The sequence below is a fragment of the Psychrobacter sp. NPDC064578 genome, from assembly GCF_044901245.1.
In the GTDB taxonomy this organism is placed as follows: domain Bacteria; phylum Pseudomonadota; class Gammaproteobacteria; order Pseudomonadales; family Moraxellaceae; genus Psychrobacter; species Psychrobacter cibarius_C.
In genome coordinates this window covers 80906-105494 of the sequence record NZ_JBJDPI010000005.1, presented here as the reverse complement: position 1 = coordinate 105494, position 24589 = coordinate 80906, and the positions used below count along the sequence as shown (strand labels likewise).

Below are 24589 nucleotides of genomic sequence, written 5' to 3'. Positions count from 1 at the left end.
CTTATAATAAGTGCTTATCAATCGACGCACACATTTTTGTTAGCTCTATTCTTAGTTTTATCAGTGTTCATACGTCGAACGCTATGAGCTAAACGATAGCCCATGTTTTTATCATTGCTAGATGCCTTCAGCCCCTATGATCAAAAAATATTTCAATCTGTCCCTGTTATCCAAAGTTCGGCATCAGTCATCTATTCAGCAGATGCAGGTACGCTCGCTATCTACTCTGACGCCAGATTTAAACCAATCAAGCTCGATAACCAATACATCTATGGATAAACTAAATACGACGCTAAGTATCGGTGCATTAGTGATGTTGCAAGGCATTATGATGATGCCAGTACATGCCGCGAGCGCTGTTAAGAGCGGACAGCGTGTGTTGATGATTGAGATGACGCCAGCATTGTGTAGCATACAGCCGACACGTGCCCGCATGCGTCAATGCTTGGAGGGTTATTCGTTGACAGTATCAGGTTTAGATATGGGCTATGGTGAGCGCTGTGGACGCGGTAGTGAGCCACGTCTGACACCGTTACAGTTAAAAGTCGTCAACCGCATTATGCCTGATACGACAGTACGTAGCCAAGCTTGGCAGCGTTATGGGGCGTGTAGTCCGCTTAGTGCCAGTAGTTATTTCCGCCAGATTACCAATTATGCTGGCGCATTAAAGCTGCCTAACGAGCTTAATACGGGTAATAGCTATACGGTTTCTAAATCTCGATTTATCAGTCAAATGACCCAGCTTAATAGTGGTATGTCCTCAAACAGTATTGATTTGATTTGCCAAGCGGGCAGTCGTCGTCAATCAACATTGACGGATATCCATATTTGTTATGAAGGGAGCGAATTTGGCACATGTCATAATGTTGTGAATAATTGTGGCAGTAAGTTCGTCATTTCGGGTGGAAAATAGTTTTTTTAGCCTATTTAAATGCTTATTGTTTGAATTGAGGACACGCCCTAATAATATTCGCTTATCTTAAGTGTTATATCACTGTATGTAACGCTTCTCAATGCTGTTATCAGCTGCCTTTTATCGCTTTCTAGCGCTGTATCCATATAGGTTTACAGTAGGTATAAAAATCCTCCCGTATAAAATGTAACAATATAATCGGTGGTCGGCGTCTTATTGTCTCTAGACGATTTGCTGAACGAAGTGCTACACTAGCTCTCGGTTTATGACTGCTATATTCAGTAGGCAAGTCGCTATTTACAACGATAGTCATCCATTAGAACCATCAATCAGAATCATGAATTATCTAATCTATAATTAGGGAGTATTCAATGTCAATGAAACAGCCTTTACGTGTTGCCGTCACTGGTGCCGCTGGTAATATCAGCTATGCTATGTTATTTCGTATTGCATCTGGCGAGATGCTAGGTAAAGATCAGCCAGTTATTTTGCAATTGCTTGAAATCGCTCCAGCACTTGACGCCCTAAAGGGTGTGGTCATGGAATTGGAAGATTGTGCATTCCCTTTATTAGCAGGTATTGTGCAGACTGATGATGCGACCGTTGCATTCAAAGATGTTGACTATGCTCTGCTAGTCGGTTCACGTCCGCGTGGTCCAGGTATGGAACGTAAAGATTTGCTAGAAGCCAACGCTGCGATTTTCTCAGCACAAGGTAAAGCATTGAATGACGTTGCAAGCCGTGACGTAAAAGTATTGGTAGTGGGTAACCCTGCCAACACCAACGCCCTTATCGCTCAGCGTAATGCACCAGATCTTGATCCACGTAACTTCACTGCGATGACTCGTTTAGATCACAACCGTGCCATGGCACAGTTGGCTGGCAAAACTGACAGCACAGTAAATGACGTGAAAAAAATGATCATCTGGGGCAACCATTCATCAACGCAGTATCCTGATCTGACTGCTGCTACTGTCAACGGTAAGCCTGCATTAGATTTGGTTGATCGCGAATGGTACGAAGCGACTTATATCCCAGAAGTACAACAACGCGGTGCTGCAATCATTAAAGCACGCGGTGCATCATCTGCCGCTTCTGCTGCCAATGCTGCTATTGCACACGTACGTACATGGGCATTGGGTACTGATGAGAACGATTGGGTATCAATGGGCGTTTATTCAAACGGCGAATACGGTATCGCAAAAGGCTTAATCTACTCATTCCCATGCACATGTACTAACGGCGATTGGTCTATCGTAGATGGCGTTGATGTGTCATCAGATTTCTCTAAAGAGAAAATGGCAGCGACTGAGCAAGAGCTTAGCGAAGAACGTGATGCAGTAGCACACCTGCTTCCATAAGCCGCCAATGTCACGATATTATCATGTCATCAGGTCATAAAGCTGTTATATAGAAATTGATCTAAAAAAGCCCTCTACATTAGAGGGCTTTTTTGTGTCTTGTCTGCCTATCAAAATACAATTGATAACGTTAGATACACGTTGATTAACAGCTATTAAAATAAAGCTTGCTACAATAAATGTGTCAATTTAGATAATAAACACAAAGACACTCGTACCATTTAAGGAGAAAAGTATGTTGGGTGAACCAGAATACAATATGAATGAATTGTTTGCACAGTTGGGACTTGATAGCTCAGATGCAGCGATTGATAGTTTTATTGAAAATAATCAGTTGGATAAAGAAGAGAAGTTGATAGAAGCGAGCATTTGGACAGACAATCAACGTGCTTTTCTACAAGAAGAATGGGAAAAAGATGCGGAATGGGTAGAGGTCATCGATGACTTAAACGTACGTATGCATCCAGATGCTTAGAAAAAAGAACTATTAAAAAACGAATTATTAAATAAAAACCCACTAACGTTATAAACGCTGTGGGTTTTTTTATAAATTATAGATATCGAGGGTCGCATTTAAGCTTAATAGCAACCTAAATGGGCTGCTGCTCTCGCCACTCAATTAATGCTTTGACATCATTATGGATGCCTGTTTTTAATGCTTCTAAGCCATCATAATGTCGTTCACCATGTAAATAATGCAAAAATCGAACCTGTAAAGTTAAGCCGTATAAATCGGCATTTAATTCTGGGAAATGAACTTCCAAACGCCAATCATGTTGTTTATCGACAGAGGGTCTGGTGCCAATATTGGCTGTCCCAAAGAGGCTGTTGGAACGTAATCCTGAGATACCTGATTTGCCATCTATAGCAAGTGCCGATAAGCCATCAGCAATCACTTGCCCATCCTCGTCGAGGCTGACGACATCAACAGCAAAGATACCATGCAGGGCAGGTTTTAAACGCTGTAGGTCAACATTCGCAGTAGGGAAGTCCATGGTACGACCTATTTTATCGCCACCAACGACCATTCCTGTAATCGCATAATCGCGACCAAGTAGCGCATTAGCAGCGTCAATATCACCAGCCAATAGTAAGTCTCGAACGCGAGTAGAGCTGATACGTGCCGCTTTACCACTATCATCGATGACGGTATGTAGGTTGGTAACATCTAAGCCATAATTCCGTAAAAACTGACTGTCACCAGTACGGTCATGACCAAATTTGAAGTCATCACCCAACACCAACGCCTTGACATTTAAGCGCAAGGCTAAAATATCCGCAAATGCTTGGGCGGATAGCGAGCGAAACTCTGCATCAAATCCTGCCACAATCAAGGTCTCAACGCCATATTCTGCTAACAAAGCTTGTTTTTCAGCGAGATTGGTGAGGCGAGCAGGCGCGGTGGCTGGCGCAAAAAATTCACGAGGCTGTGGCTCAAATATCATGACAGCAGAACCAAGATTTTGTGCATGCGCAATATCACGGACTTGTTCAAGCATTGCTTGATGACCAAGATGGACACCATCGAAGTTACCGATAGTGAGCACACAGGGCGCTAAATCTACTGGACTAGTATTTGCAGTCAAATTACTTGGCGAGGCAATCAGTTGCTCAAGAAAATAGGTGTTCATAAATTTTCAGCTATGATAGATAAAACCAGATAAAAAACACACCCGTACCAAAATCAATGTGTTTAAAATCAGCCATTATAAAGTAAAATGACCACACTAACATCCTATAGTCTACTGACAATAAAAGTATGGCGCTATCCGCTCTGTCATCTTAAAATACCGTGATGTTTGTCCACATGCTTTTGTAATGACCCTCTGTATAGATGGATCATCTTGCAACAATTATCACCCATAGACTATTAATTAATAATTACGGAGACCTTATGCCCGTTGCTGCCTTGAATGCTGTGCCAGCTGTTTTGTTAGAACACTATCTCACTGATGAGTTTGTCGTGCAGCGTGCAAGTAGAGACGACTTGTCAGAGATTTTGGCGATTTATAATCAGACTATTGCAGGTAAGCAAGCCACTGCCAATCTTACTCCAGTGAGTTGTGAAGAGCGTGCAGATTGGTTTGATGAGCATATAAATAGTCCGACGCGTCCTATTTATGTCGTAAAAGCGATGCATAAGACCACGCAAAATTCAGCAGAAGCAGGGACAGCAACAATCGTTGCATGGGGCAGCTTTAGCGATTTATATGCACGACCGGCTTATCATATCAGCACTGAGATTAGTATCTACTTGCATCAGGATTATCACGGTCAAGGGTTGGGCAGCTTATTGACATGCTGGATGTTGACACAAGCGCCAAGCCTAGGCATTCATAATGTGATCGCGCTTATTTTTGCGCACAATCAGCCAAGCTTAGGATTGTTCCGTAAGCTTGGTTTTGAGCAATGGGGATATATGCCAAAAGTGTGTGATATGCAAGGCTTTATCGCTGATGTCGTGATGCTGGGTAAAGCGGTGACATCGGATGATGCTTCAGATAAGTAAGCTAAAATAGCTTAACCCAAGATCTTCCATTGACCTTCTATCTTCTGTAGCTGATAGCTCAACGGTGCAGGCGCACTTTGTCCTTTTAACATCAGCTCCCCAATGATGGTGGCACGGGTTTTATCATCACTGTATTTAGTATCGGTAATAGTGACGCCATCAACCGTTTGCTGAAAGGCATACTGGGTTTTAGCCAGTTCTTCTTCGAAGTTTGCCATATCTACTTTATAATATTTAGCGGCTTCTTTTACCTCGCCATAATACAAGCTATCTAGTGCTTGCTTGACAGTATCTTCTGGTGTGCCAGCTTCGGTGGGATTGGTTACGAGGCTCTTTTGCTTGGTTGCAGAGGTGACTGGATTGATATCATCACTATCAATAGCCGTTTCATCTTTACTATTGTCAGTCATCTGCTTGCTGTCAACTGTGCTATTCGCATCCACTGCTGACGTTTGATTAGCAGCGCTATTTTCAGCATCAATGCTTTCATCAGCACTTCCTTTAGCGATGGCTGCCGTATCTTCGGCACTATTAGCTGTCTTATCGTTATCGCTACAAGCACTTAAAAGCAGTCCAGTGCTAAGGACACCAGCAGTCAGGATAGTTGGTAAGCGTAGCAAGGTTACTCGTTTGGTTATCATTATTAGCCCTCAGATTTCATTTATTCGTTAATGGTTAATTATGGCAACTATCTGCATCATTCACTATCCATTCTCTTACTAAGCTTGTTTTGGTTTCGTAAGTGAAGCTGCTTAACCATGCTTTAGCTGGCGCGGACGGAAACCAGTGGCTAGTAATACCACGCCATAAACCAGTGCTCCCACGGCACACATGATGAGCAAAGCGGCGATACGTCGCCACTGCGCATCATCGCTAGGGAAGTAAGGCAGCATGACATAAAGTACGCCAATCATAGCGCTGGTCGCAATCGCAAACTGGGTGAATAGTTTCTTCCAATGGCTGCCAAAGCGGAAAATATCACGTTTATGTAAGAAGTAATATAATAAGCCTGCGTTGACAAAGGCCGCGCCCGTGGTCGCTAATGCCAAGCCGCCATGTAGCGGAATCTCTAAGAAATAAAATATACCGATGAAAATGACACTAAAAACCATGTTGGCAAAGACAGAAATGATACCGATTTTTACGGGTGTTCTGGTATCTTGACGGGCAAAAAAAGCAGGGGCAAAGATTTTAATAAGCATAAAGCCTAAAATACCACCAGCCATACTACGTAATGCGAGCGAACTCATCTGCGCATCGCGTAAGGTAAATTCACCGCGCAAAAACAGCGCTTGCATCAGTACATCGGCAAGTATAAACAACGCTGCTGATGCAGGAACACCGACTAAAATGATTAAGCGTGCCGCCCAATCGATGGTCTTTTTAAAGCTAACATCGTCTTTTTGCGCCTCGCTTTTTGATAGGCTTGGCAAAATGACTGTACCGATTGCCACGCCAATCAAGCCTAATGGCAGCTCACTCATACGCTCTGCGGCATACAGCCAAGAAACCGAGCCGCCAATCATCAATGACGCAAAAATGGTATTGAGCAGCAGATTAATCTGAGTGACAGAGACACCAAAGATAGCAGGCAGCATGAGTTTTAAAATACGGCGAACGCCTTCATGCTGAAAGTCGATTTTGGGTGCGACCAGCAGCTTTTGTTGCCATAGCTGCGGTAGCTGCAGTAAGAATTGCAACAATCCTGCGATAGCGACTGCATAGCCTAGCGCCATGATAGGAACATCGAACATAGGAGCAAAAATTAGCGCACCACCAATCATACATAGGTTCAATAACACGGGTGCAAAAGCAGGCGCAGCAAAGCGTCCGTAGCTTTGTAAAATGCCACTGGCAAAGGCGGTCATAGAAATAAATAGCAAATAAGGAAAGGTCAGACGCAGTAATTCAGCGGTAATAGCAAACTTACCTGGTTGATCCGCAAAACCAGGCGCGAATAAAGTCACGACCCACGGTGCCATTAAAATAACAACGACGGTAAGCATCGACAAAATTAACAACAGAGCGCCTGAAGTACGACTGACTAAGATTTGTACCTGCTGCAAACTATATTTTTCTTTGTATTCAGATAGCACAGGGACAAAAGCTTGACTAAAGGCACCTTCTGCAAATAAACGCCGCAAAAAGTTTGGGATTTTGAAGGCGACTAAAAAGGCATCCATCAGACCACCAGCGCCAAAGACGCCTAACAATACGACATCGCGTACCAGACCTAAGATACGAGACAGCATGGTCATACTACTGACCACCATGGTTGAACGAAATAACCGACTTTTTGCCATGAGAACCTATTGTGCTAATTTGTTTAATGAAGGTTGTTTACTAAGTTGCTGCTATCAAAAAGCTGACGGATTATAGCATTTTCATAATCGAGATAAATGGATTGGATGTGGAATATAATGCATACAGTTAACTGTTAATAGAGCTTGTAACAGGACTGACAAAATAATTATCCATATGACTTAACCCTCAAGAATGTTGGCGACCATCTCACGCAATTTTGCCCATTCAAAATAATCACCGGGATCCGTTTTGCGACCAGGGGCAATATCGCTATGACCTGTTAGATGACGACGAGTTTTGGGGTAGGTGGCATAAATGGCACAGACCACTTTTGCAAGTACCTCATATTGTGCGGCGGTGAAGGACACAAAATCAGACCCTTCAAGCTCAATACCGATGCTATAATCATTACATTCAGGGCGACCCAAGTAGCTAGAGCGTCCAGCATGCCACGCGCGCTCATTAAAATTAACAAACTGAGTTATCGCGCCATCACGCTCGATAAATAAGTGAGCCGAAACCTCCGCGCCTTTAATCGTTTGAAAATAGGGATGCGCCGCCCAGTCTAGCTGATTGGTAAATAATGCTTTAACGTAATGGATGCCGTCAGCATCAGACGCTCCGAACTCGTTCGGCGGTAGGCTGATATTATGAATAACAATAGTATCAATACTCATATCTGTTGGTCGCAGATTGCAGTTTGGTGATGCAAGGTATGTGGCTGCAGATAATCTGCCATCGTTAATCGTTATTGGTGTTATGGACATAATATTCTCTTTTATCCTGATATTAATAAGTAGGCATTGACCGCTGGTTGCTAGCCATTTCTATCAATTAATAGCCATTCTGACAGTAACTACCTTGATAACAGTAGTTTTGATAGTAACAACTTTGATAACAGCCACTTTAACTAAGATATTTCAATGATCTAGCTCGTATATGGTTTTTGAGATTATTTCAGTGGACGATCCAATCGGCATTATCAACCAGCCATCAATCACGCTATCGGTGTATGAATAATAACGTGCGAGGTTTACCCCATGTCTCTAAAGCCTAATTTTTTATCTGTAGATTGTACCCTAACTACTATGAGTCAACGAGCGCGTTTACCACTTGCTATTGCAGGATTGCTACTCTCTGCACAAACGCAAGCTTTTTTGCCAACCCCAGCATCATTAGTAACGACAGGGGCATTAGCGCCTACGCCGCAAGCTGCTGCAATCGCTAATAATACGCCAAATAATGACGCTCCAGAAGATACCCAAGGGTTAGAAAAAAGCAACGCTGAGCAATTATTAGCCAAGTGGCGTGAGCAAGCAGCAACACAAAATTTAGCCCAAGATACGACATGGCGACGTTTATTATATTTCTTTGATGATCAAAAGAATTTGATTGGTAAGAAAAAAGACACCAGCATGGTTGATGAGGCTGACTTTTTTTTGAGTGAGCATGGTCGGCAAGACTCGAATGCCGAGCTTGATGCATTACTCGTCGCCCTCGCTAATGAGGTAGCGACAACGAATAACCGTACTGTCAAAAAAAATACTGCCAACAGCTCGGTATTATGTCGTTTTCCCGCGCGTGTACAATGGTTGTCCGATACATTAAACATTGATAAAACGACGCTACAAGTTGACTGTCCCGAATTGAACGAATGGATGCAGAAGATTGCCCCTGAGCAGCTATCTATCATGTTTGCCCAAGAGTATTTAGACAACCCTTTATCGGCCTTTGCTCATACGTTATTACGTATCGACTCAAAAGCGAGCGTGGCTGATCCGAGCCAGATTCATTATGCGGTTGCGCTGAATTATACGGTTGGTGGTAATCCAAAAGACAATTTTGTGGTGTATGCCATCAAATCAATGACCGGCGGTTATGACAATCTCATTGAAATTGACCCTTATCCAGAGAAGCTGGCGAAATATCTGCAAGAAGACGAGCGTGATGCATGGACGTATCAATTGGATTTGACTCCAGCGGAAGTACAGCAGATTATGTTGCACGTTTGGGAAACTAAAGATTTAAAATTGCCGTATTACTTCACCACAGATAACTGTGCGTCTGAGATTTTACGCTTAATTGATGTGGTGCGTCCGCAGCAGCATTTATTGAGTCAGCTGCCTTATGCGGTTATTCCCTCAGATGTCGTGCAGTTGCTTGATGATGAAGGCTTACTTGCCAGCACCAACTATACCCCTGCTGATAGCACTTTACGCCAAGCGCAGTTAAACAAGGTTAAAGAGCAGCGCGAGCAATTCGGCTATCACAACAGCGCAAAACAGACGATCAATGAGATTAAATCTGCCCAACTCAATACGGTTTCAAGCATGTCAGCTGATGGACAGACGTTATTGCAGCCTAATATAGCAGTATCAGATAACAATCCAATAGACAGACATCCGCTGCAACTGGCTCATATGGGACTAGGGCAGCGCGGTGATAATAACTATATCGATTTGGGCTTACGAGCGGGCTATCATGATATTCTCGATCGTCCCTCAGGATTCCCACAGTTTTTTGACTTAGAAGGCGCATCTGCGACTTTGCGCCTGTACGACACCGATAATGACAAAGCCAATCAGCCAAACAGTGTGGTTTTGCAAAATGTGACATTGATTCGTGGGCGCTCATTTAATCCGGTCAATTCTGCCAAAAAAGGCAAAACGTGGGGCGCTAGCATCGAGGCGACGCGTGTGAATGATGGCTCCCAGCAAGACGGTCGCGATCATTTAGTTGGGAGCTTGGGCTATGAATCAGGTTGGTCATGGGCATTTGGTACGCCTCGCACAGGTACAGGCGAGATGCCGCCGCAGCTATGTTATACCTTTTTGTCCGGCACAGCGCAAGCAGGGCGCGGTATCAATAAAGGCTTTCGCGTTGGTGCTGGCGTGAATGCAGGCTGTCGTTATCAGATTAACAATCAGTTACGCGCGCAGGCTGAATTGCAACTGCCATATTGGTATCATGGCAGCAGCGATGAGTCTAATGCCCGTGGTCATTATTGGCAGCCGATATCGACATTAGGGTTACAATATGATATCGATAAAAAACAAGCGTTACGTATCAATGCCAACTACGAATGGCAAGATCGTGTTGATGCCAATGAAGACGTACAGCTGTCGTACAGACGCTATTTTTAACAATTATTACTGAAAAAATGTATAGATTATTGAAAAGATGTATGGTCAGTCATTAGAAATGGCGTTCGAATAAAGGATAAATGATGAGTACGCAAAATTTATTGATTATCGGTCAAGGTGATATTGGTTTGCCAGTCAGCAACCAGCTGGCACAGAACGGCTTGAATGTCACAGGTTTGGCTCGTGGTGAGCGCCATCATTACTCTTTGGATGATAACGCTGAATTTATGCAAGCCGATGCATTGACTCTGACGGCTGAGCAGCTGCAAGATTTTACGGCGATAGCAATTATCGTTACCCCCGATGATTATTCGACCAGTGGCTATCATAATAGCTACTTAGCAATTAGCCAGCATTTGGCAACGCTTGCGGACAAACTCACCAACCTTTTACGCATTGTTTTTATTTCATCAACGGGTGTTTATGGGCAAGATAATGGCGAATGGATTGATGACAATACTGCACCTGTGCCGCCAAAACGCGAAGCATCGCAGGTGATATTGCAATCAGAACAAGTCCTGCAACAAGGCTTTGGTGATAAAGCCATTATCATTCGTCCAAGCGGTATTTATGGACGCGTGCGTCTCATGCGTTTGCGTAAAGCCCGCGAGCCACAAAAGGAAGCAGTGGCAGCCGCGCATTGGAGCAATCGGATTATGGATCGCGATTTGGTCGCTATCATCGCTAACGTACTGACTATCGATGCGCCCAAGCCCCTTTATATTGCTACTGATTATGCGCCAGTCACGACTTTTGAGTTGGGCGTTTGGTTAAGTCAGCAGATAAATGAAACGCCTCCTGCTCTTGACAATGAAAAAGCAGCGGTTACGGGAAAACGCTTGCACAGTAATATTCCATTAGCTTGGTTGGCATATCCTGATTGGCAAGTCGGTTACCGTGATATTTTGCGTCATCAAGAACAATATCAAGAACAACATTAAGAGTAATATGCCAGTTTGATTTAATTAGAATTATTTTTATATTTTATAGCCTATGGAGATTTCATGACCCAGCCTTCTACTTCTGACACTCATTTACCCAGTGCTGATCTTACAGCAGCAGGCGGTACAATTTCAGAAGGCAATGCTGAGCAGTCGTCTATTTTGCCAGATAGTACCCAACCTGCGATTGTACATCCTAATTTTGACCCGAGTCGCTTGGCACTTGATCCTGCCAGACCCTTGAGCGATATTCCAGAGCCTGCTAGGCGCCTAAATGGTCAGTTGCAACGACTTTATGGTCGCTCTGCGCGTTTTTATCAGCCTAAAGAACACAGCTTGTCAAAATGGTCGCTGATTGCTTCAGAAGTATTGGGCGAGCATCTGTCATTGCTGCGGGCAGCAGAGCTTGTCGAGTTTCCAGACAGCTTTTATCACAATCACAGCGCGCAACCATTATTATCATCATTACATGGTATGACTTTGCTCGACATGGCTGATATTCAGCAGGCGCTTCGTGCTTATCCAAAACTGCATCGTTACGGTTTTGCACTGAATGGCTCTTCTGTAAGTACCGATACGAGCGTTAGTAGTAATGCTAAAAACACACAGGCTTCTTTACGTGCATTGACCAAACGGTATAACCCAGATGAGTTGCTCAATAGTGTTTACGCCGAAGATTGGCAGGTGGTGTTGCAGCCGCAGCAATTTGAGACAGGCGAGGGCAGTTTGGCTACTGACATTATGGCATGTAGCGTCGCTGTCCATGCATTGAGGCAGTGCGAGACACGCAAAAGTATCAATCACCGCTACAGCGCCGCGCAAATCTGTCAGCACATACGCAGTTATCTGCTGAGTCAAATCATTTGTGAGCCATCGCAGCGTCATGCCTACCGTCAAATACGCATTTTCACAGGACATGTTATTGTTGCCGCGTATCATTTAGGTTGGGAGATACAAGTGAGCGATGACGGTCAGTGTTATTTTAATCTCTCATCGCGCAGTGGCCTATTGACTCGTTATCCTAACATGCAGGATTACGACATCAATGGTTGGTCAAGCTGATCAATAATGCGTACAATAACGCCAATTTTTTGCTCTTCTTTTTGTCAATAGGAACGCTTCCATGCTTAATGCTTCAATGCCTAATGCGCAACACCCTTCTTTTTCCTCACATCAATTTATCCAACTGGCTTTAGACAATCAAGTTCTCAAATTTGGCGAGTTTGTCCTCAAGTCTGGTCGCATCAGTCCGTATTTTTTTAATGCAGGCTTGCTGGCGTCGGGTGAGATGTTGTCGTTGCTCGCGTGTGGTTATGCTGATGCCTTGGCTGAGCAAATGGCTGCTAGTCATAACGGTACAGATGAGCAGGAGCTGGTGATATTTGGGGCAGCGTATAAAGGTATTCCTTTTGTGGCAGCAACCGCGCAAGCTTTATGGATTCATCATGGTATCAATGCCAAGTGGGGCTATAATCGTAAAGAAGCCAAAACTCATGGCGAAGGTGGCAACTTAGTAGGCGCTGACGTTAGTGGTAAAGCAGTCTGGGTACTCGATGATGTCATTACCGCTGGTACGGCGATGCGCGAAGTGGTTGAGATTTTAGAGCAAGCAGGCGCTAGCGTTGCTGGTATTATCGTTGCACTTGACCGTAAAGAAAAGGGTCAGGCTGAGCATTCTGCTATTCAAGAGTTGGCGTCGACATTAGAGGTACCAGTGCGCGCACTCGTCGATATCGATGATTTAATCAGTTATTTGGCAGATGACCATGGCGTACAAAGCGATCAGCATAAAGATGCAACCCAACTTGCCAAGATGCAACATTATCGCGCGCAGTACGGCGTATAGTTGGGCACAGAGTTCGAAGCTGTTCTATATTAATAATATAAAGTAAGTGAGCCTTATCATGAGCCAAGAAAATCAAAAAAAATCGTTAAACATACTCGTTATTATGGATCCTATCGAGCAGGTTAATTATAAAAAAGACACGACCCTTGCGATGATGTGGTCGGCACAAGACCGTGGGCACAGCCTTGGCTATTGTCAGATTCATGATTTATGGTTGAATCGTGGGCAACTGATGGTTGATACGCAGTCAGTGACCGTCAAGCGTGATGCTAAAGATTTTTATACATTAGGCGATAAAGCGACAGCGCCAATCAGCGACTATGACGTGGTGTTGATGCGTAAAGATCCGCCGTTTGACATGCGTTTTATTTATGCCACTTATATGCTTGATCATGCCAAAGCGGCAGGCGTGCTAGTGGTCAATGATCCACAAGCGATACGTGATTGTAATGAAAAGCTATTTGCCACGTGGTTTAGCGATTATATGAGCCCAACGATTGTGACCAGTAAACAGGCGCATATTCGCAAGTTTATCGCTGAGCAGCAAGACGTCATTGTTAAGCCATTAGATGGTATGGGCGGTACGGGGATTTTCCGTTTGACCGCAGATAGTCCAAATATCGGCGTCACGCTTGAGATTTTAACTGAGCTTGAAACCTTGCCGATTATGGCACAGCGTTATTTACCAGAGATCAAAGAAGGCGATAAGCGCGTGTTGATCGTTGATGGTGAAGTGGTCGATTATAGCTTGGCGCGTATTCCTACCAAAGGCGAGACCCGTGGTAATCTTGCGGCGGGTGGTAGCGGTGTTGCGATGCCGCTCACCGATGTCGAACGTCAAGTGGCAGAAGTCGTGGCACCTATTGTTAAAGAAAAAGGTCTCATGTTCGTCGGGCTCGATTTAATCGGCGGTCGTATTACCGAGATTAATGTCACCAGCCCAACGTGTGTACGTGAGATTGATGATCAATGCGGTACAGATATTGCGACCGATTTTATCATCGCCATTGAGAATAAATTAGCAGTTTGCGCAACACTGTAAGGATAGAGTGATTTATCACTAAGCTATGCGCACAATACTTAAAAAACACTGTGCTAAGATAGATTGATAAACAGCATCTTTTCATAGCAGATAAAAAGGCGATAAAACGTCATTTATAAACGATGCTTTTATGATTTTTCGATAGTATTTATAAAAGCCAAGTCGTGATTGCTCGCGGCTTGGATTTTTGTTATTGACAGTGCATAAAGTGCTATATATCAGCCAACGATTTACACTATACTATGCGAGATTTTATAGGGTCATTATTGGCTGATGATTAAGATGATTAAGATGATTATAGGATAATAAGTCCTTCATATAAATAAAGAAAAGATAGGCAGGCGTTCATGAAAGCACCGCATATATTAATGATGGCCGCCGGTACTGGCGGGCACGTGTTCCCAGCACTGGCAGTGGCTGAGGAATTGACTCAGCGTGGTGCGGTTATTCATTGGCTAGGAACGCCAAATGGTATGGAAAATGGCTTGGTTGCACCGACTGGTTATCCTTTTCATGCGATTGAGATGCAGGGTTTACGCGGTAAAGGAATCGGGCGTTTATTGAAGTTGCCAGTGACTTTATTGTCAGCGACGATGGCAGTTATAAAGGTGATTCGTAGTAATCAAATTGACATAGTTGTCGGTTTTGGTGGTTATGTGACTGCGCCTGGCGGTATCGCCGCACGTCTGACCAATACGCCTCTGATTATCCATGAACAAAATGCCATTGCAGGCATGAGTAATCGCTACCTATCCAAGATTGCAACCAAGGTGCTGCAAGCATTTGAGGATACCTTTGCCAATAGTGTACAGGATGCTAAGCTTGAAACGGTGGGTAACCCAGTACGCAATGCTATCACTGGTGTCTCTGAACCAACGGTGCGTTATGATGTTAATGACAACTCACCGCTCAAATTGTTGGTGGTGGGTGGCTCACTTGGTGCACAAGCCTTAAACGACACTGTGCCAAAAGCGCTGGTATTGCTCAATCAGCCTTTTGAAGTGCGTCACCAATGCGGGCGTAACAATGAGGCTGCCACACAAGCGGCTTACGATGAGCAAGACTTGAGTATGCACAAGTTTGTGGTACAGTCTTTTATCGACGATATGGCCGCCGCTTATAATTGGGCAGATGTTATTGTTTGCCGAGCAGGCGCATTGACGGTTACGGAAATCCAAAACGTCGGTATTGCCGCAATTTTTGTACCGCTGCCGCACGCGGTAGATGACCATCAGACTGCTAATGCCCGCACTTTAACCTCACACGATGCGGCGATTTTGTTACCGCAGTCTGAGTTGACAGCGCAGCGTTTGAGCAATGAGCTTGCTGCACTTAATCGAGAGAAGTGCCTAGCGATGGCCAAAAAAGGCCATGCCCTTGCCAATCGAAGTGCGAGCAAGCAAGTTGCTGATATTATTTGGCAAACGCTGTAGCCTATATTCTTATAACTGACTGTTTTTATTACCAATTATTTTGATACACTAAATTTTATTAGCCTTTGATAAAGAGAAGCCCTATGTCTAACCCTGCGAAAGCTCTACCTAAGCGTTTGATTGAAATACCAGAAATGCGTCGTATTCAGCATTTGCATTTTGTCGGTATTGGTGGCTCGGGGATGTGCGGTATCGCGGAGGTGATGAACAATCAAGGTTATCAAGTAAGTGGTTCTGATATCGCTGAGAGCTTAGTGACCAAACGTTTGGCAAAGATTGGTATTGATATTGCGATCGGTCATGATTCTAAGAACATCGCTAATGCTGATGTCATCGTTGTATCGTCAGCGATTGATCGCAGCAACCCTGAAGTAAAAGCGGCACTAGAAGCGCGTTTGCCAGTGGTACGCCGTGCCGATATGCTGGGCGAGTTGATGCGTTATCGTCACGGTATCGCTGTTGCTGGCGCTCATGGCAAAACCACGACGACCAGTTTGTTGACTACCATGATGGCAGAAGGGCAACTCGATCCTACCTACGTGATCGGCGGTAAGCTGAATGCATCTGGTAAAAATGCTGCGCTGGGTAGCAGTCGTTTCTTGGTGGCAGAAGCCGATGAGTCTGATGCGTCGTTTTTATCGTTACATCCGATGGCCGCGATTGTCACCAATATCGATCAAGACCATATGGAAACGTATGAGAATAGTTTTGATAAATTAAAAGCTGCTTATATTCAGTTTTTACAAAACATGCCATTCTATGGTTTGGCGGTGGTCTGCGGTGACGACCCAGAATTGTATGCCATGATTGATGATATTGGTCGTCCCGTACTGACCTTTGGACTTGAGCCTTTTAACGACGTTCAAGCCATCGACTTAGTGACGGAAGGCACGAAAACTCACTTCACGGTACTGCGCCGTGACCGTGAACCTTTACGTTTGACCCTCAACATTCCTGGTACTCACAACGTTTACAATGCGCTTGCTGCTATCACGATGGCGACTGATGAAGGTGTGGATGACGAAGCGATCAAACGCGCTCTGCAAAAATTTGAAGGCGTTGGTCGCCGTTTTGAGCAGCATGCTTCTGTCAGTCTTAATGATGGTAATGTTTTATTGATTGACGATTATGGTCATCACCCAAAAGAAGTCGATGCCACCATTAAAGCGGCGCGTCAAAGTTTCCCTGAACGTCGTTTGGTAATGATGTTTCAGCCGCACCGTTATAGTCGTACCCGCGATTGCTTTGATGATTTTGTTGAAGTACTCTCCAGCGTTGATGAATTATTATTATTAGACGTATATTCAGCAGGTGAAAGCCCAATTACTGGCGCTGATACCAAATCATTGGCACGTAGTATTCGGTTGCGCGGTGAAGTTGAACCGACGATTATTGACAAGGACAATTTAGCTCCTGTCATGCAGCGTTTATTAAAAGCCAATGACATGCTCATTACTCAAGGTGCAGGTAATGTAGGGCAGATCGCTGTCGACTTGGCTGCCAATAACCTTTACATTAAGTAAGCTAAAAAATTCTAGGAACGATCTTCATGACGACTGATACCAAAGAAAATACCAGCACTCAAAATTCAGATAATTTAGAGAGCAATGATGCCACTCTAAACACGACGACCAGTGATGCAAAAGATGCCAGACAATTTGGTAAAGTGGCGGTTGTCTACGGCGGCAGTAGCAATGAACGCAGCGTGTCGTTAGACAGTGGTGCCGCTGTATTGCAGGCGCTACAAAACCAAGGCGTTGATGCCACTCATTTCGACCCTAAGCATCAAGACATCACAGAGCTACGTGAGTATGACCGCGTGTTTAACGTGTTGCATGGTCGCGGCGGCGAAGATGGTTTGTTGCAAGGTGTGCTGCAATGGTTTGATATTCCGCAGACGGGTTCAGGCATTCTGGCATCAGCGCTGGGTATGGATAAGGTTCGTACCAAGCAATTGTGGCAGGGTTGTGGGTTAGCAACCGCGCCATTTTCATTGTTAACAGCTGAGACTGACTGGCAGCAAGTGGTCAACATGCTAGGTCTACCACTTATTATTAAGCCCGTTCATGAAGGCTCGAGTATTGGAATGACTAAGGTCAACAATCTGGACGAGTTGCCAGCGGCTTATGCAACGGCGGTACAGTGCGGTGATGCAGTTATGGCTGAGCGCTGGATTACCGGTCGCGAGTTCACAATCGTCATTATCGATGATGAAGCCTATCCAGTCATTCGTCTTGAACCTGCTGATATTACCAACTTCTACGATTTTGAAGCCAAATACAATCGTAATGATACCAGTTACTACATTCCCTGTGGTCTGAGCGCTGCTGACGAAAAGCATTTACAAGATCTGAGCCTTGCAGCGTTCCGTGCCGTTGATGCCAAAGGCTGGGGACGCATCGATGCTATGCAAGATGAAGCAGGTCACTTCTGGTTGCTTGAAATCAATACGGTACCAGGCATGACCAGCCATAGCTTGGTTCCGATGGCAGCCAAGGCTCGAGGCATGGACTTTGATGCATTGTGCTGGCATATTTTAGCGCAGACATTAGAGTGACTGGTATAGCAGTCATTGCTTAAACAGTGATTTAGCAATGCTACTTTTTAATATTGCTCATTTTTTGGCATTGTTCATAATGTTATTGATATTTATTGAGACAGTTGTCATTGATAGGCTGTCTTAATAAACCAGTGATAAAACTTATGAATCATTAGGTTTGAATTTTTCTTATAGCCTGAGAATACTACTAGACGAGAACGGGTTAATGTATCACTAGAGCTGCTATACCACAGCGTCATGTAAACTTGTGTAAATTCGTTGTCACTAGTAGGGGTTAAGCTATTGTTTAACCATAAAATACGTTAATATTGTAATTATAGGTCTGTTTTAGTGATATTTCTGTTTTCTATGAATTTAGCCCATAAGTTATTCATAAATTAAGAAAAATGTTACGTTTAAATGAGCATAATGTCATCCTATAAATCGTTTTAGTAAAATATTTTGATAATATGTCAACTTAATAGGCCTCTGCAAAAATATGCAGATTTACATTTATAAATAGCATGATCAGTTTTATGCAAATATAGGGACAAAGGTCGTTATGGCTCAAACTGTCAACGAGGTAACTGACTTGATGAGTGATAAAACCCGTCGCCCAAACTCTAAGTTCCAAGTACCAACTTCGCTCAAATATTTTTTTATGGTATTGGTACTAGGGTTGCTCGTACTGATATTGATAATGGGTGGAAAAGCGTTGCGTGATGCACCGCCAGCTTCTATCCATGTGAATAATCAGGGTTTGACAGTTACCCAGTATCGCGCATTGCAACAGGTTATGAATCAACAAAAGGTAAGCAGCTTTTTTACCTCTGATTTGCAAGCGTTAAGAGATATTACGACGGGTATGGCTTGGGTTGATCAGGTCAGTATTTCTCGTGATTGGCAACGGGGCATAGTCGTTACTGCATTACCTAAGCAAGCGGTTGCTAATTTTGGTACAGAGCGTTTGGTGGATGCAAAAGGTGCGGTTTTTGTCCCTGCTGATAGTAAAGATCTGACGCAAGAACGCTTCGCCACCTTACAAGGTGAGATAACGCAAGCCCCAGTTATCATGCAGCAGATGCAGCAAGTTAACGACTGGTATGCGCCACTTGGTATGCAAGTCGAAGATATTATCCTGTCACCAAGAATGACTTGGCTGATTCGTTTTGACAATGGACTGCGTGTGATTGTTGATAATGAGAATACTGCGCAAAAGCTGCTGAGTTTGAGTCAGCTGCTCGGCAATCAGTTAAGTGAGCGTCGAGGCGAAATACAGTCTGTAGATTTGCGCTATAAAAATGGTTTTACCATTGCTTGGGATATGGCACAGCCAAAAATCGATGAAGCAGAATAACGATAGATAGATAGCACAAGCAAAAACTGGTTAGCATTTTAGTTTGAGCTATTTTGATAGTTTGTAGCACAGAATATACAACATCATAGCGTGTTGATAACGCCTTTTTTAATGATCTAATGGAGACGTCATTTGGTCTCCTGTTTAGCGATAATTTGTCTGGTACCATGAAAAATACTGAAAATCTGGTTGTTGTCCATCTAAGTGCCACGGCAGTCTATGTCGTTATTGGTAACGTTGTCTCTGCAAAAGACATCCGTATTCTGGGCGTGGGACAAGTCAAAAATAGCGATTTTTACCAAGGTCAAATAAAACACCGTGAACGTCTACAAGGTGCTATTAAACAAGCCATTCAAGAAGCAGAAGATACTGCCAATTGCCGCGTGCACAGTGTGTGGTTGACCTTAGCGACCCCGGAATTATCGAGCAAAAATAGTGCAGGCGAGGTACGTGTAGAAGATGAGGCGGTACGTGCCAAAGATATGGTGCAGGCGTTGTCTAATGCCAAGTCACGCGATCTATCATCAGACTATTATCTAATGCATTGCTGTCAGCAGGGTATCTATGTTGATGATCAAGATTTCATGGTGGATGATGCAATCGAAATGATGGCGCATAATATTACTGTGATGTATCACATGATGATGATGCCCGTTGCTAGTCGTCAGAATATCCAAAAATTATTGCAAAGCTGTGATGTTGGTATTGACCACATTGTATTTGATGCAGTGACGAGTGCTGAATATAGTTTGATGAGTGACGAGCGCCAGCAAGGGGTTTGTTTGGTAGATATTGGTGCTAGTACGACTAGTATTTGCGTTTATAAAGAAAACAAGCTCATATTTACCCATTGTATCGCGACAGGCAGCCACGAAGTGACGATGGATATCTCAGCTGATTTTGGTATCTCCATGATTGAAGCTGAAAAGCTGAAAAAAACCCATGGTACTGTCGATGTCAATAGTGTGGATCCTAGCTCATTCTTTATCTTTAAATCACAAGGAACAGGTGACGAGATTAATATTGGTATCTATAATCTAGCCCGCATTATTGAAGCGCGCTATGTGCAGATATTTACGGAAGTTGCTCGTCAATTGCATGAGGCTGATCTCATCGGCTATATCGACAAAGGTATCGTACTCACAGGTGGCGGTACGGCGATTAAAGGTATGATACCCTTTACCAAAAAATTGCTCAAAATGCCCGTAGTATTAACCAACACTCATCCTGCTATTAGTGCTCATAATCATTTTGATAATGATGAGTCATTTAAGCAGCTAAACAGTCAAGTGAATGATCGTGCTTATCAAACGGCATTTGGTACACTATTATATAGTCAAAGCGAGCAGTTTCGCCGTAGTGAAAAAAGCGAGCCTGAAGCGATTCAAAAAAATCGAGTCACTGGTGTTTTTCAAAGTGCAGGGCAGCGTTTTGCTAGTGTACTCAAAAAGATATTATAATCTGTTAGCAAAACATACTTATATTAAGCAGCATAAGAGTATGCAGCTATATAATAGGCAAGAATACGAAAAGTAACACCCTGTACCATACTGGCATATTTTGGCTAGCACAATTATCTAAGCCATTGCCCTGTTTTATTTAAATACAATTATATATAGTAAGTCGATAGCGCGCCATATAAGTGTGTTACCAAGTATCGACCATCACGCTATCTGCAACTGGAGAAACCTTTTTATGTCAAAATACACCATGCCAGATGATAACCAGCCTCAAAATAACGGCCAAGCAAGCTTCACTGTATTCGGTGTTGGTGGTGGTGGCGGTAATGCGGTTGAACATATGGTACAACAAGGGATTAGAGGTGTAACGTTCGTCTGTGCTAATACGGATAAACAAGCGCTTGATCGTTTAACTGCACCGCATAAATTGCAACTTGGCGCAAAAACGAATCGCGGTTTGGGCGCAGGGGCGAACCCAGAAGTTGGGCGGGAAGCAGCAGAGAGCGAAGAAGAAGCCATCCGTGCATTACTCGAACATTCAGACATGGTGTTCATTACTGCTGGTATGGGCGGTGGTACGGGTACGGGTGCAGCGCCTGTGGTTGCTCGTATTGCTAAAGAAATGGAAGTGTTGACAGTTGCCGTCGTCACTACGCCATTTAAGTTTGAAGGTGGCAAACGTATCAAGGCTGCTAAAGCTGGTATTGAGCAATTGACTAATTTCGTTGATTCTATCATTACGATTCCGAATGATAAGTTGATGAGTGTCTACGGCAATATCTCTATGCAAGATGCCTTCAAAAAAGCGGATGATGTGTTATTACATGCGGTTCAAGGTATTGCTGAAACTATCGCTAGTGAAGGTATGATCAATATCGACTTTAACGATATCCGCACTGCTATGACTGCCAAAGGTCATGCGATGATGGGTATCGGCCGTGCTAGCGGCGATGATCGTGCGCGTCAAGCAACTGAGAAAGCCATCAGATCACCATTACTTGATGACTTGCGTTTAGAAAATGCAAAAGGTCTGTTGGTTAACGTGATTTCTTCTGAATCACTCTCATTAGATGAGATGAGCAAAATCAGTGTTATTGTCGAAGAAATTACAGATATTGACGATGCACATATTTTCTATGGTTCGGTGATTGATGAAAAAATGGGTGACGATTTACACGTTACTGTTATTGCAACGGGTTTGACGTTAGATGAAAACGCTGGACAAGAGCCAGAAGTAGTCGAGGCACCAGTTCCTTCTGTCAATAGCACTCAGCCTGTTGACCCTAACGTGCATACCAGTGCTTTAAACAGCCAGAAGCAATCGCAAGCTCAGATGTATCAAGAAACGGCTAGTGCTACTCGCTCAAGCGCGCCTCAAGAGCAGGCGAAAACCAAAACCAATAGCATTCAAGACTATCTAAAACGTCAACAAAATAAATAATATTTTCAGATGTTTGGGAAAAAAAAGCCAGTACTAAGTTGCTGGCTTTTTTGTGCCTATAGAAAATGTCCATATATTAGCAAACTGATTCAGCTATGAGCGCGCTCTATTTATAAGAATCGCCTCTCGATGCGAAAATCATCATTAATAAATAGGCGTATAAAACAATTTATGATTGTAACATTTGGCTGTTATTTCCCTGTGTTAACAGAGGCAGTGTGATCAATGAGACATGAAAACCATCAAAATTTATTGACGATAAGTGTTATCAATCAAGGAGATAAGGAAATTAGCAAGTTTTAACTATGGCGAACTAGGGGCGGGTAATGATACACTATGGCAATTGTAACAAAATATGTGAGAAGACAGCCATGAACCAAAGAACCATAAAAACTGCGATTGCTGTTACAGGTATTGGTCTCCATAGTGGTCAGCCTGTTGACTTAGAGTTTCATCCGCAACCTATTGATACGGGTATTGTTTTCGAGCGTTCTGATATCGAAGGCAGCCAGCCGATTCCAGCTAGTGCTTTTTTAGTACAAGATACTATGATGTCGTCAAACCTAGTGTTTGGTGGCACACGTGTGGGGACCGTCGAGCATTTGCTTAGTGCCATTGCAGGACTTGGCGTGGATAACCTTTTAATTCGTGTATCGGCCTCAGAGATACCGATTATGGATGGTAGTGCCGCTCCTTTTGTAGCGTTACTGCTTGACGCAGGATTCTGCGAGCAAGACGCTTTAAAGAAGTTTATAAAAATCGTCAGACCTGTAAGAGTAAAAGTGGATGATAAATGGGCAGAACTGCGTCCTTATGAAGGGTTTGAGCTAAATTTTGAGATTGATTTTGATCATCCTGCTATTGACAAAGATTTTCAGCATGCCCAGTTGCAGTTTTCGACGCAAAACTTCATTGAGCAATTGAGTTCAGCCCGTACTTTTGGGTTTTTACGAGACATAGAAGCCTTACGTCAGAATAATTTGGCGTTAGGAGGCAGTATGGATAATGCTATTGTTATTGATGAGGCAAATATTCTTAACGAAGAAGGCTTGCGTTTTAATGATGAGTTCGTTCGCCATAAAATTTTGGATGCTTTAGGTGATTTGTATTTGATTGGCTATCCGATTTTGGGTCGCTTTAATGCTTATAAATCTGGTCACGCGTTAAACAATTTATTGGTACGTGAGATACTATCTGACCATAATAATTTTGAAATTGTAACTTTTGATGACAATGTAACGTGCCCAATTCAGTATTTGCCTCTCGAAGGTTTGACTGTTGAAGGATGAATACAGCAATATACACGAAGTATCGAAACATTTACGCAATATTACATAATCCGGCAGTAATTACATTCTAATAATATTCGTTTTTTTGAATGTATTGTTTAGATTATTTTAACAATTCTGCTCTAGAGTAGAGAATATCAAAGCTGTGGATAGTTTTTCAATCATCTGTTGGTGACGTTCATAATGTGAACGGAGCTAGCAGGTGATTTTTTTTGTTTGCGTCATTACAAAATCGCAGCGTTATCAGCTGATTTTTACGGTTTCGTTTACACAACTTTACATAGTAACATTAATAATTTGCCAGACGTAAAAGTGCTTTTTTGAGATTTTCATCAGTGGTGACATGCTCTGCGGCCTGTGATATAGTCCGCTTTGTGTTTTGGCTAAGAGCCTGATTTTCATTGGCTTTACTAGATTTTGACAAAGTTGCTGATACTGCTGATAGTTGTTTAGATGAATGATTATCAGCTGAATTTTTAGCGACGACGACGCGAATTTGCTTGAGTTGTTTAAATGTAATTGACTGCTCTGTTAAGACTTGCAAATAAGCGCTCTGCAAATAGCGAATATGATTGGCAGCAGTCATTGAGCCCACACTGAGTATTAATTGCTCGGAGGTGAGGCCTACGACCCAACAGGTATTAAGAATTTCTTCAGGTAGACAATCTACCAATAGCGCTTTTACCTCATTGGTCGCTTCTATGTATAGCCGTATATTGTCAGCAAGCGTTCGGGGTAGTGCGCTACCAGCAAAAGCTTGATGGTCGATAAGTTGGGCAAGCCGATTTGGCTGTTTTTTTGACATCGTGATGACTCATCTACTAGGTGACAAAATCGATATTCATAATTGACATGCTAAAGGCAATTGATACTGAACGATTTGCGAGACAGTGAACTAAGCGGAATATGGTATTAACAGATAATACTAGCATTAGTCACTACAGAAGAAATAGCGGGCTGTTTTAACAAGGATTTTATCATGTTTTGTAATGATCATCTCCTCTAAACTAA

General features: G+C 43.3%; 21 protein-coding genes. 16 read left to right on the top strand and 5 right to left on the bottom strand.

Annotated elements, in window-relative coordinates:
- Positions 1–271 precede the first annotated feature (271 nt).
- From ACI2JM_RS07405 to ACI2JM_RS07395, 3 genes are all read left to right on the top strand, one after another.
- Complete coding sequence (locus ACI2JM_RS07405; protein WP_055124727.1) at positions 272–913, top strand: hypothetical protein; 642 nt, start codon at positions 272–274, stop codon at positions 911–913.
- A gap of 377 nt (positions 914–1290) precedes the next feature.
- Complete coding sequence (locus tag ACI2JM_RS07400; RefSeq protein ID WP_055124854.1) at positions 1291–2274, top strand: malate dehydrogenase; 984 nt, start codon at positions 1291–1293, stop codon at positions 2272–2274.
- A gap of 235 nt (positions 2275–2509) precedes the next feature.
- Positions 2510–2749: a DUF2789 domain-containing protein gene (locus tag ACI2JM_RS07395; protein WP_045444148.1), complete on the top strand. Its 240-nt coding sequence runs from the start codon at positions 2510–2512 to the stop codon at positions 2747–2749.
- A 115-nt stretch (positions 2750–2864) separates the two neighbouring features.
- Here ACI2JM_RS07395 and ribF read toward each other — a convergent pair whose 3' ends face one another.
- On the bottom strand, positions 2865–3905 hold the full coding sequence (gene ribF, locus ACI2JM_RS07390; RefSeq protein WP_404643269.1) for a riboflavin biosynthesis protein RibF: 1041 nt from the start codon (positions 3903–3905) through the stop codon (positions 2865–2867).
- 263 nt (positions 3906–4168) lie between these two features.
- On the opposite strand from ribF, the gene ACI2JM_RS07385 reads away from it, so the two are divergent.
- A complete protein-coding gene (locus ACI2JM_RS07385; RefSeq protein ID WP_045454088.1) occupies positions 4169–4783 on the top strand; it encodes a GNAT family N-acetyltransferase in 615 nt (204 codons plus the stop codon).
- 11 nt (positions 4784–4794) lie between these two features.
- Here the strand turns inward: ACI2JM_RS07385 and ACI2JM_RS07380 are convergent, their stop codons facing one another.
- The 3 genes from ACI2JM_RS07380 to ampD form a co-directional block, all read right to left on the bottom strand.
- Positions 4795–5424, bottom strand: coding sequence for a hypothetical protein (locus ACI2JM_RS07380; protein ID WP_404643267.1), 630 nt, complete (start codon positions 5422–5424; stop codon positions 4795–4797).
- 111 nt (positions 5425–5535) lie between these two features.
- The gene (murJ, locus tag ACI2JM_RS07375; protein WP_404643265.1) at positions 5536–7086 is read right to left on the bottom strand and encodes a murein biosynthesis integral membrane protein MurJ; all 1551 of its coding nucleotides are present in this window, start codon (positions 7084–7086) and stop codon (positions 5536–5538) included.
- A gap of 180 nt (positions 7087–7266) precedes the next feature.
- Positions 7267–7854, bottom strand: a complete 588-nt coding sequence (gene ampD, locus ACI2JM_RS07370; protein ID WP_404643263.1) for a 1,6-anhydro-N-acetylmuramyl-L-alanine amidase AmpD — start codon at positions 7852–7854, stop codon at positions 7267–7269.
- A gap of 273 nt (positions 7855–8127) precedes the next feature.
- Between ampD and ACI2JM_RS07365 the strand changes: the two genes are divergently transcribed.
- The 12 genes from ACI2JM_RS07365 (at position 8128) to lpxC (ending at position 23578) form a co-directional block, all read left to right on the top strand.
- Positions 8128–10230, top strand: coding sequence for a DUF4105 domain-containing protein (locus ACI2JM_RS07365; protein ID WP_404643261.1), 2103 nt, complete (start codon positions 8128–8130; stop codon positions 10228–10230).
- A gap of 83 nt (positions 10231–10313) precedes the next feature.
- The gene (locus ACI2JM_RS07360; protein ID WP_404643259.1) at positions 10314–11171 is read left to right on the top strand and encodes an SDR family oxidoreductase; all 858 of its coding nucleotides are present in this window, start codon (positions 10314–10316) and stop codon (positions 11169–11171) included.
- A 63-nt stretch (positions 11172–11234) separates the two neighbouring features.
- On the top strand, positions 11235–12233 hold the full coding sequence (locus ACI2JM_RS07355; RefSeq protein ID WP_404643257.1) for a hypothetical protein: 999 nt from the start codon (positions 11235–11237) through the stop codon (positions 12231–12233).
- 61 nt (positions 12234–12294) lie between these two features.
- Positions 12295–13017: an orotate phosphoribosyltransferase gene (pyrE, locus tag ACI2JM_RS07350; protein ID WP_404643255.1), complete on the top strand. Its 723-nt coding sequence runs from the start codon at positions 12295–12297 to the stop codon at positions 13015–13017.
- Between the two features lie 58 nt (positions 13018–13075).
- On the top strand, positions 13076–14059 hold the full coding sequence (gshB, locus tag ACI2JM_RS07345) for a glutathione synthase (protein WP_404643253.1): 984 nt from the start codon (positions 13076–13078) through the stop codon (positions 14057–14059).
- Positions 14060–14406: 347 nt separating this feature from the next.
- Positions 14407–15492, top strand: coding sequence for an undecaprenyldiphospho-muramoylpentapeptide beta-N-acetylglucosaminyltransferase (murG, locus tag ACI2JM_RS07340; RefSeq protein WP_404643251.1), 1086 nt, complete (start codon positions 14407–14409; stop codon positions 15490–15492).
- 83 nt (positions 15493–15575) lie between these two features.
- Complete coding sequence (gene murC / locus ACI2JM_RS07335; protein ID WP_404643249.1) at positions 15576–17015, top strand: UDP-N-acetylmuramate--L-alanine ligase; 1440 nt, start codon at positions 15576–15578, stop codon at positions 17013–17015.
- A gap of 26 nt (positions 17016–17041) precedes the next feature.
- Positions 17042–18049 carry a D-alanine--D-alanine ligase gene (locus ACI2JM_RS07330; RefSeq protein WP_201554706.1) on the top strand — a complete coding sequence of 336 codons (1008 nt, stop codon included), beginning with the start codon at positions 17042–17044 and terminating at the stop codon, positions 18047–18049.
- 544 nt (positions 18050–18593) lie between these two features.
- Entirely contained in the window at positions 18594–19388 is a 795-nt protein-coding gene (locus tag ACI2JM_RS07325; RefSeq protein ID WP_060491764.1) for a cell division protein FtsQ/DivIB, read from the top strand.
- A gap of 167 nt (positions 19389–19555) precedes the next feature.
- Entirely contained in the window at positions 19556–20848 is a 1293-nt protein-coding gene (gene ftsA / locus ACI2JM_RS07320) for a cell division protein FtsA (RefSeq protein WP_404643247.1), read from the top strand.
- A 235-nt stretch (positions 20849–21083) separates the two neighbouring features.
- Positions 21084–22289, top strand: a complete 1206-nt coding sequence (gene ftsZ / locus ACI2JM_RS07315) for a cell division protein FtsZ (protein WP_045454113.1) — start codon at positions 21084–21086, stop codon at positions 22287–22289.
- Between the two features lie 371 nt (positions 22290–22660).
- Positions 22661–23578, top strand: a complete 918-nt coding sequence (lpxC, locus tag ACI2JM_RS07310; protein WP_055124715.1) for a UDP-3-O-acyl-N-acetylglucosamine deacetylase — start codon at positions 22661–22663, stop codon at positions 23576–23578.
- Positions 23579–23867: 289 nt separating this feature from the next.
- On the opposite strand, the gene ACI2JM_RS07305 is transcribed toward lpxC, so the two are convergent.
- Complete coding sequence (locus ACI2JM_RS07305) at positions 23868–24383, bottom strand: hypothetical protein (protein ID WP_404643244.1); 516 nt, start codon at positions 24381–24383, stop codon at positions 23868–23870.
- Between the last annotated feature and the right edge of the window lie 206 nt (positions 24384–24589).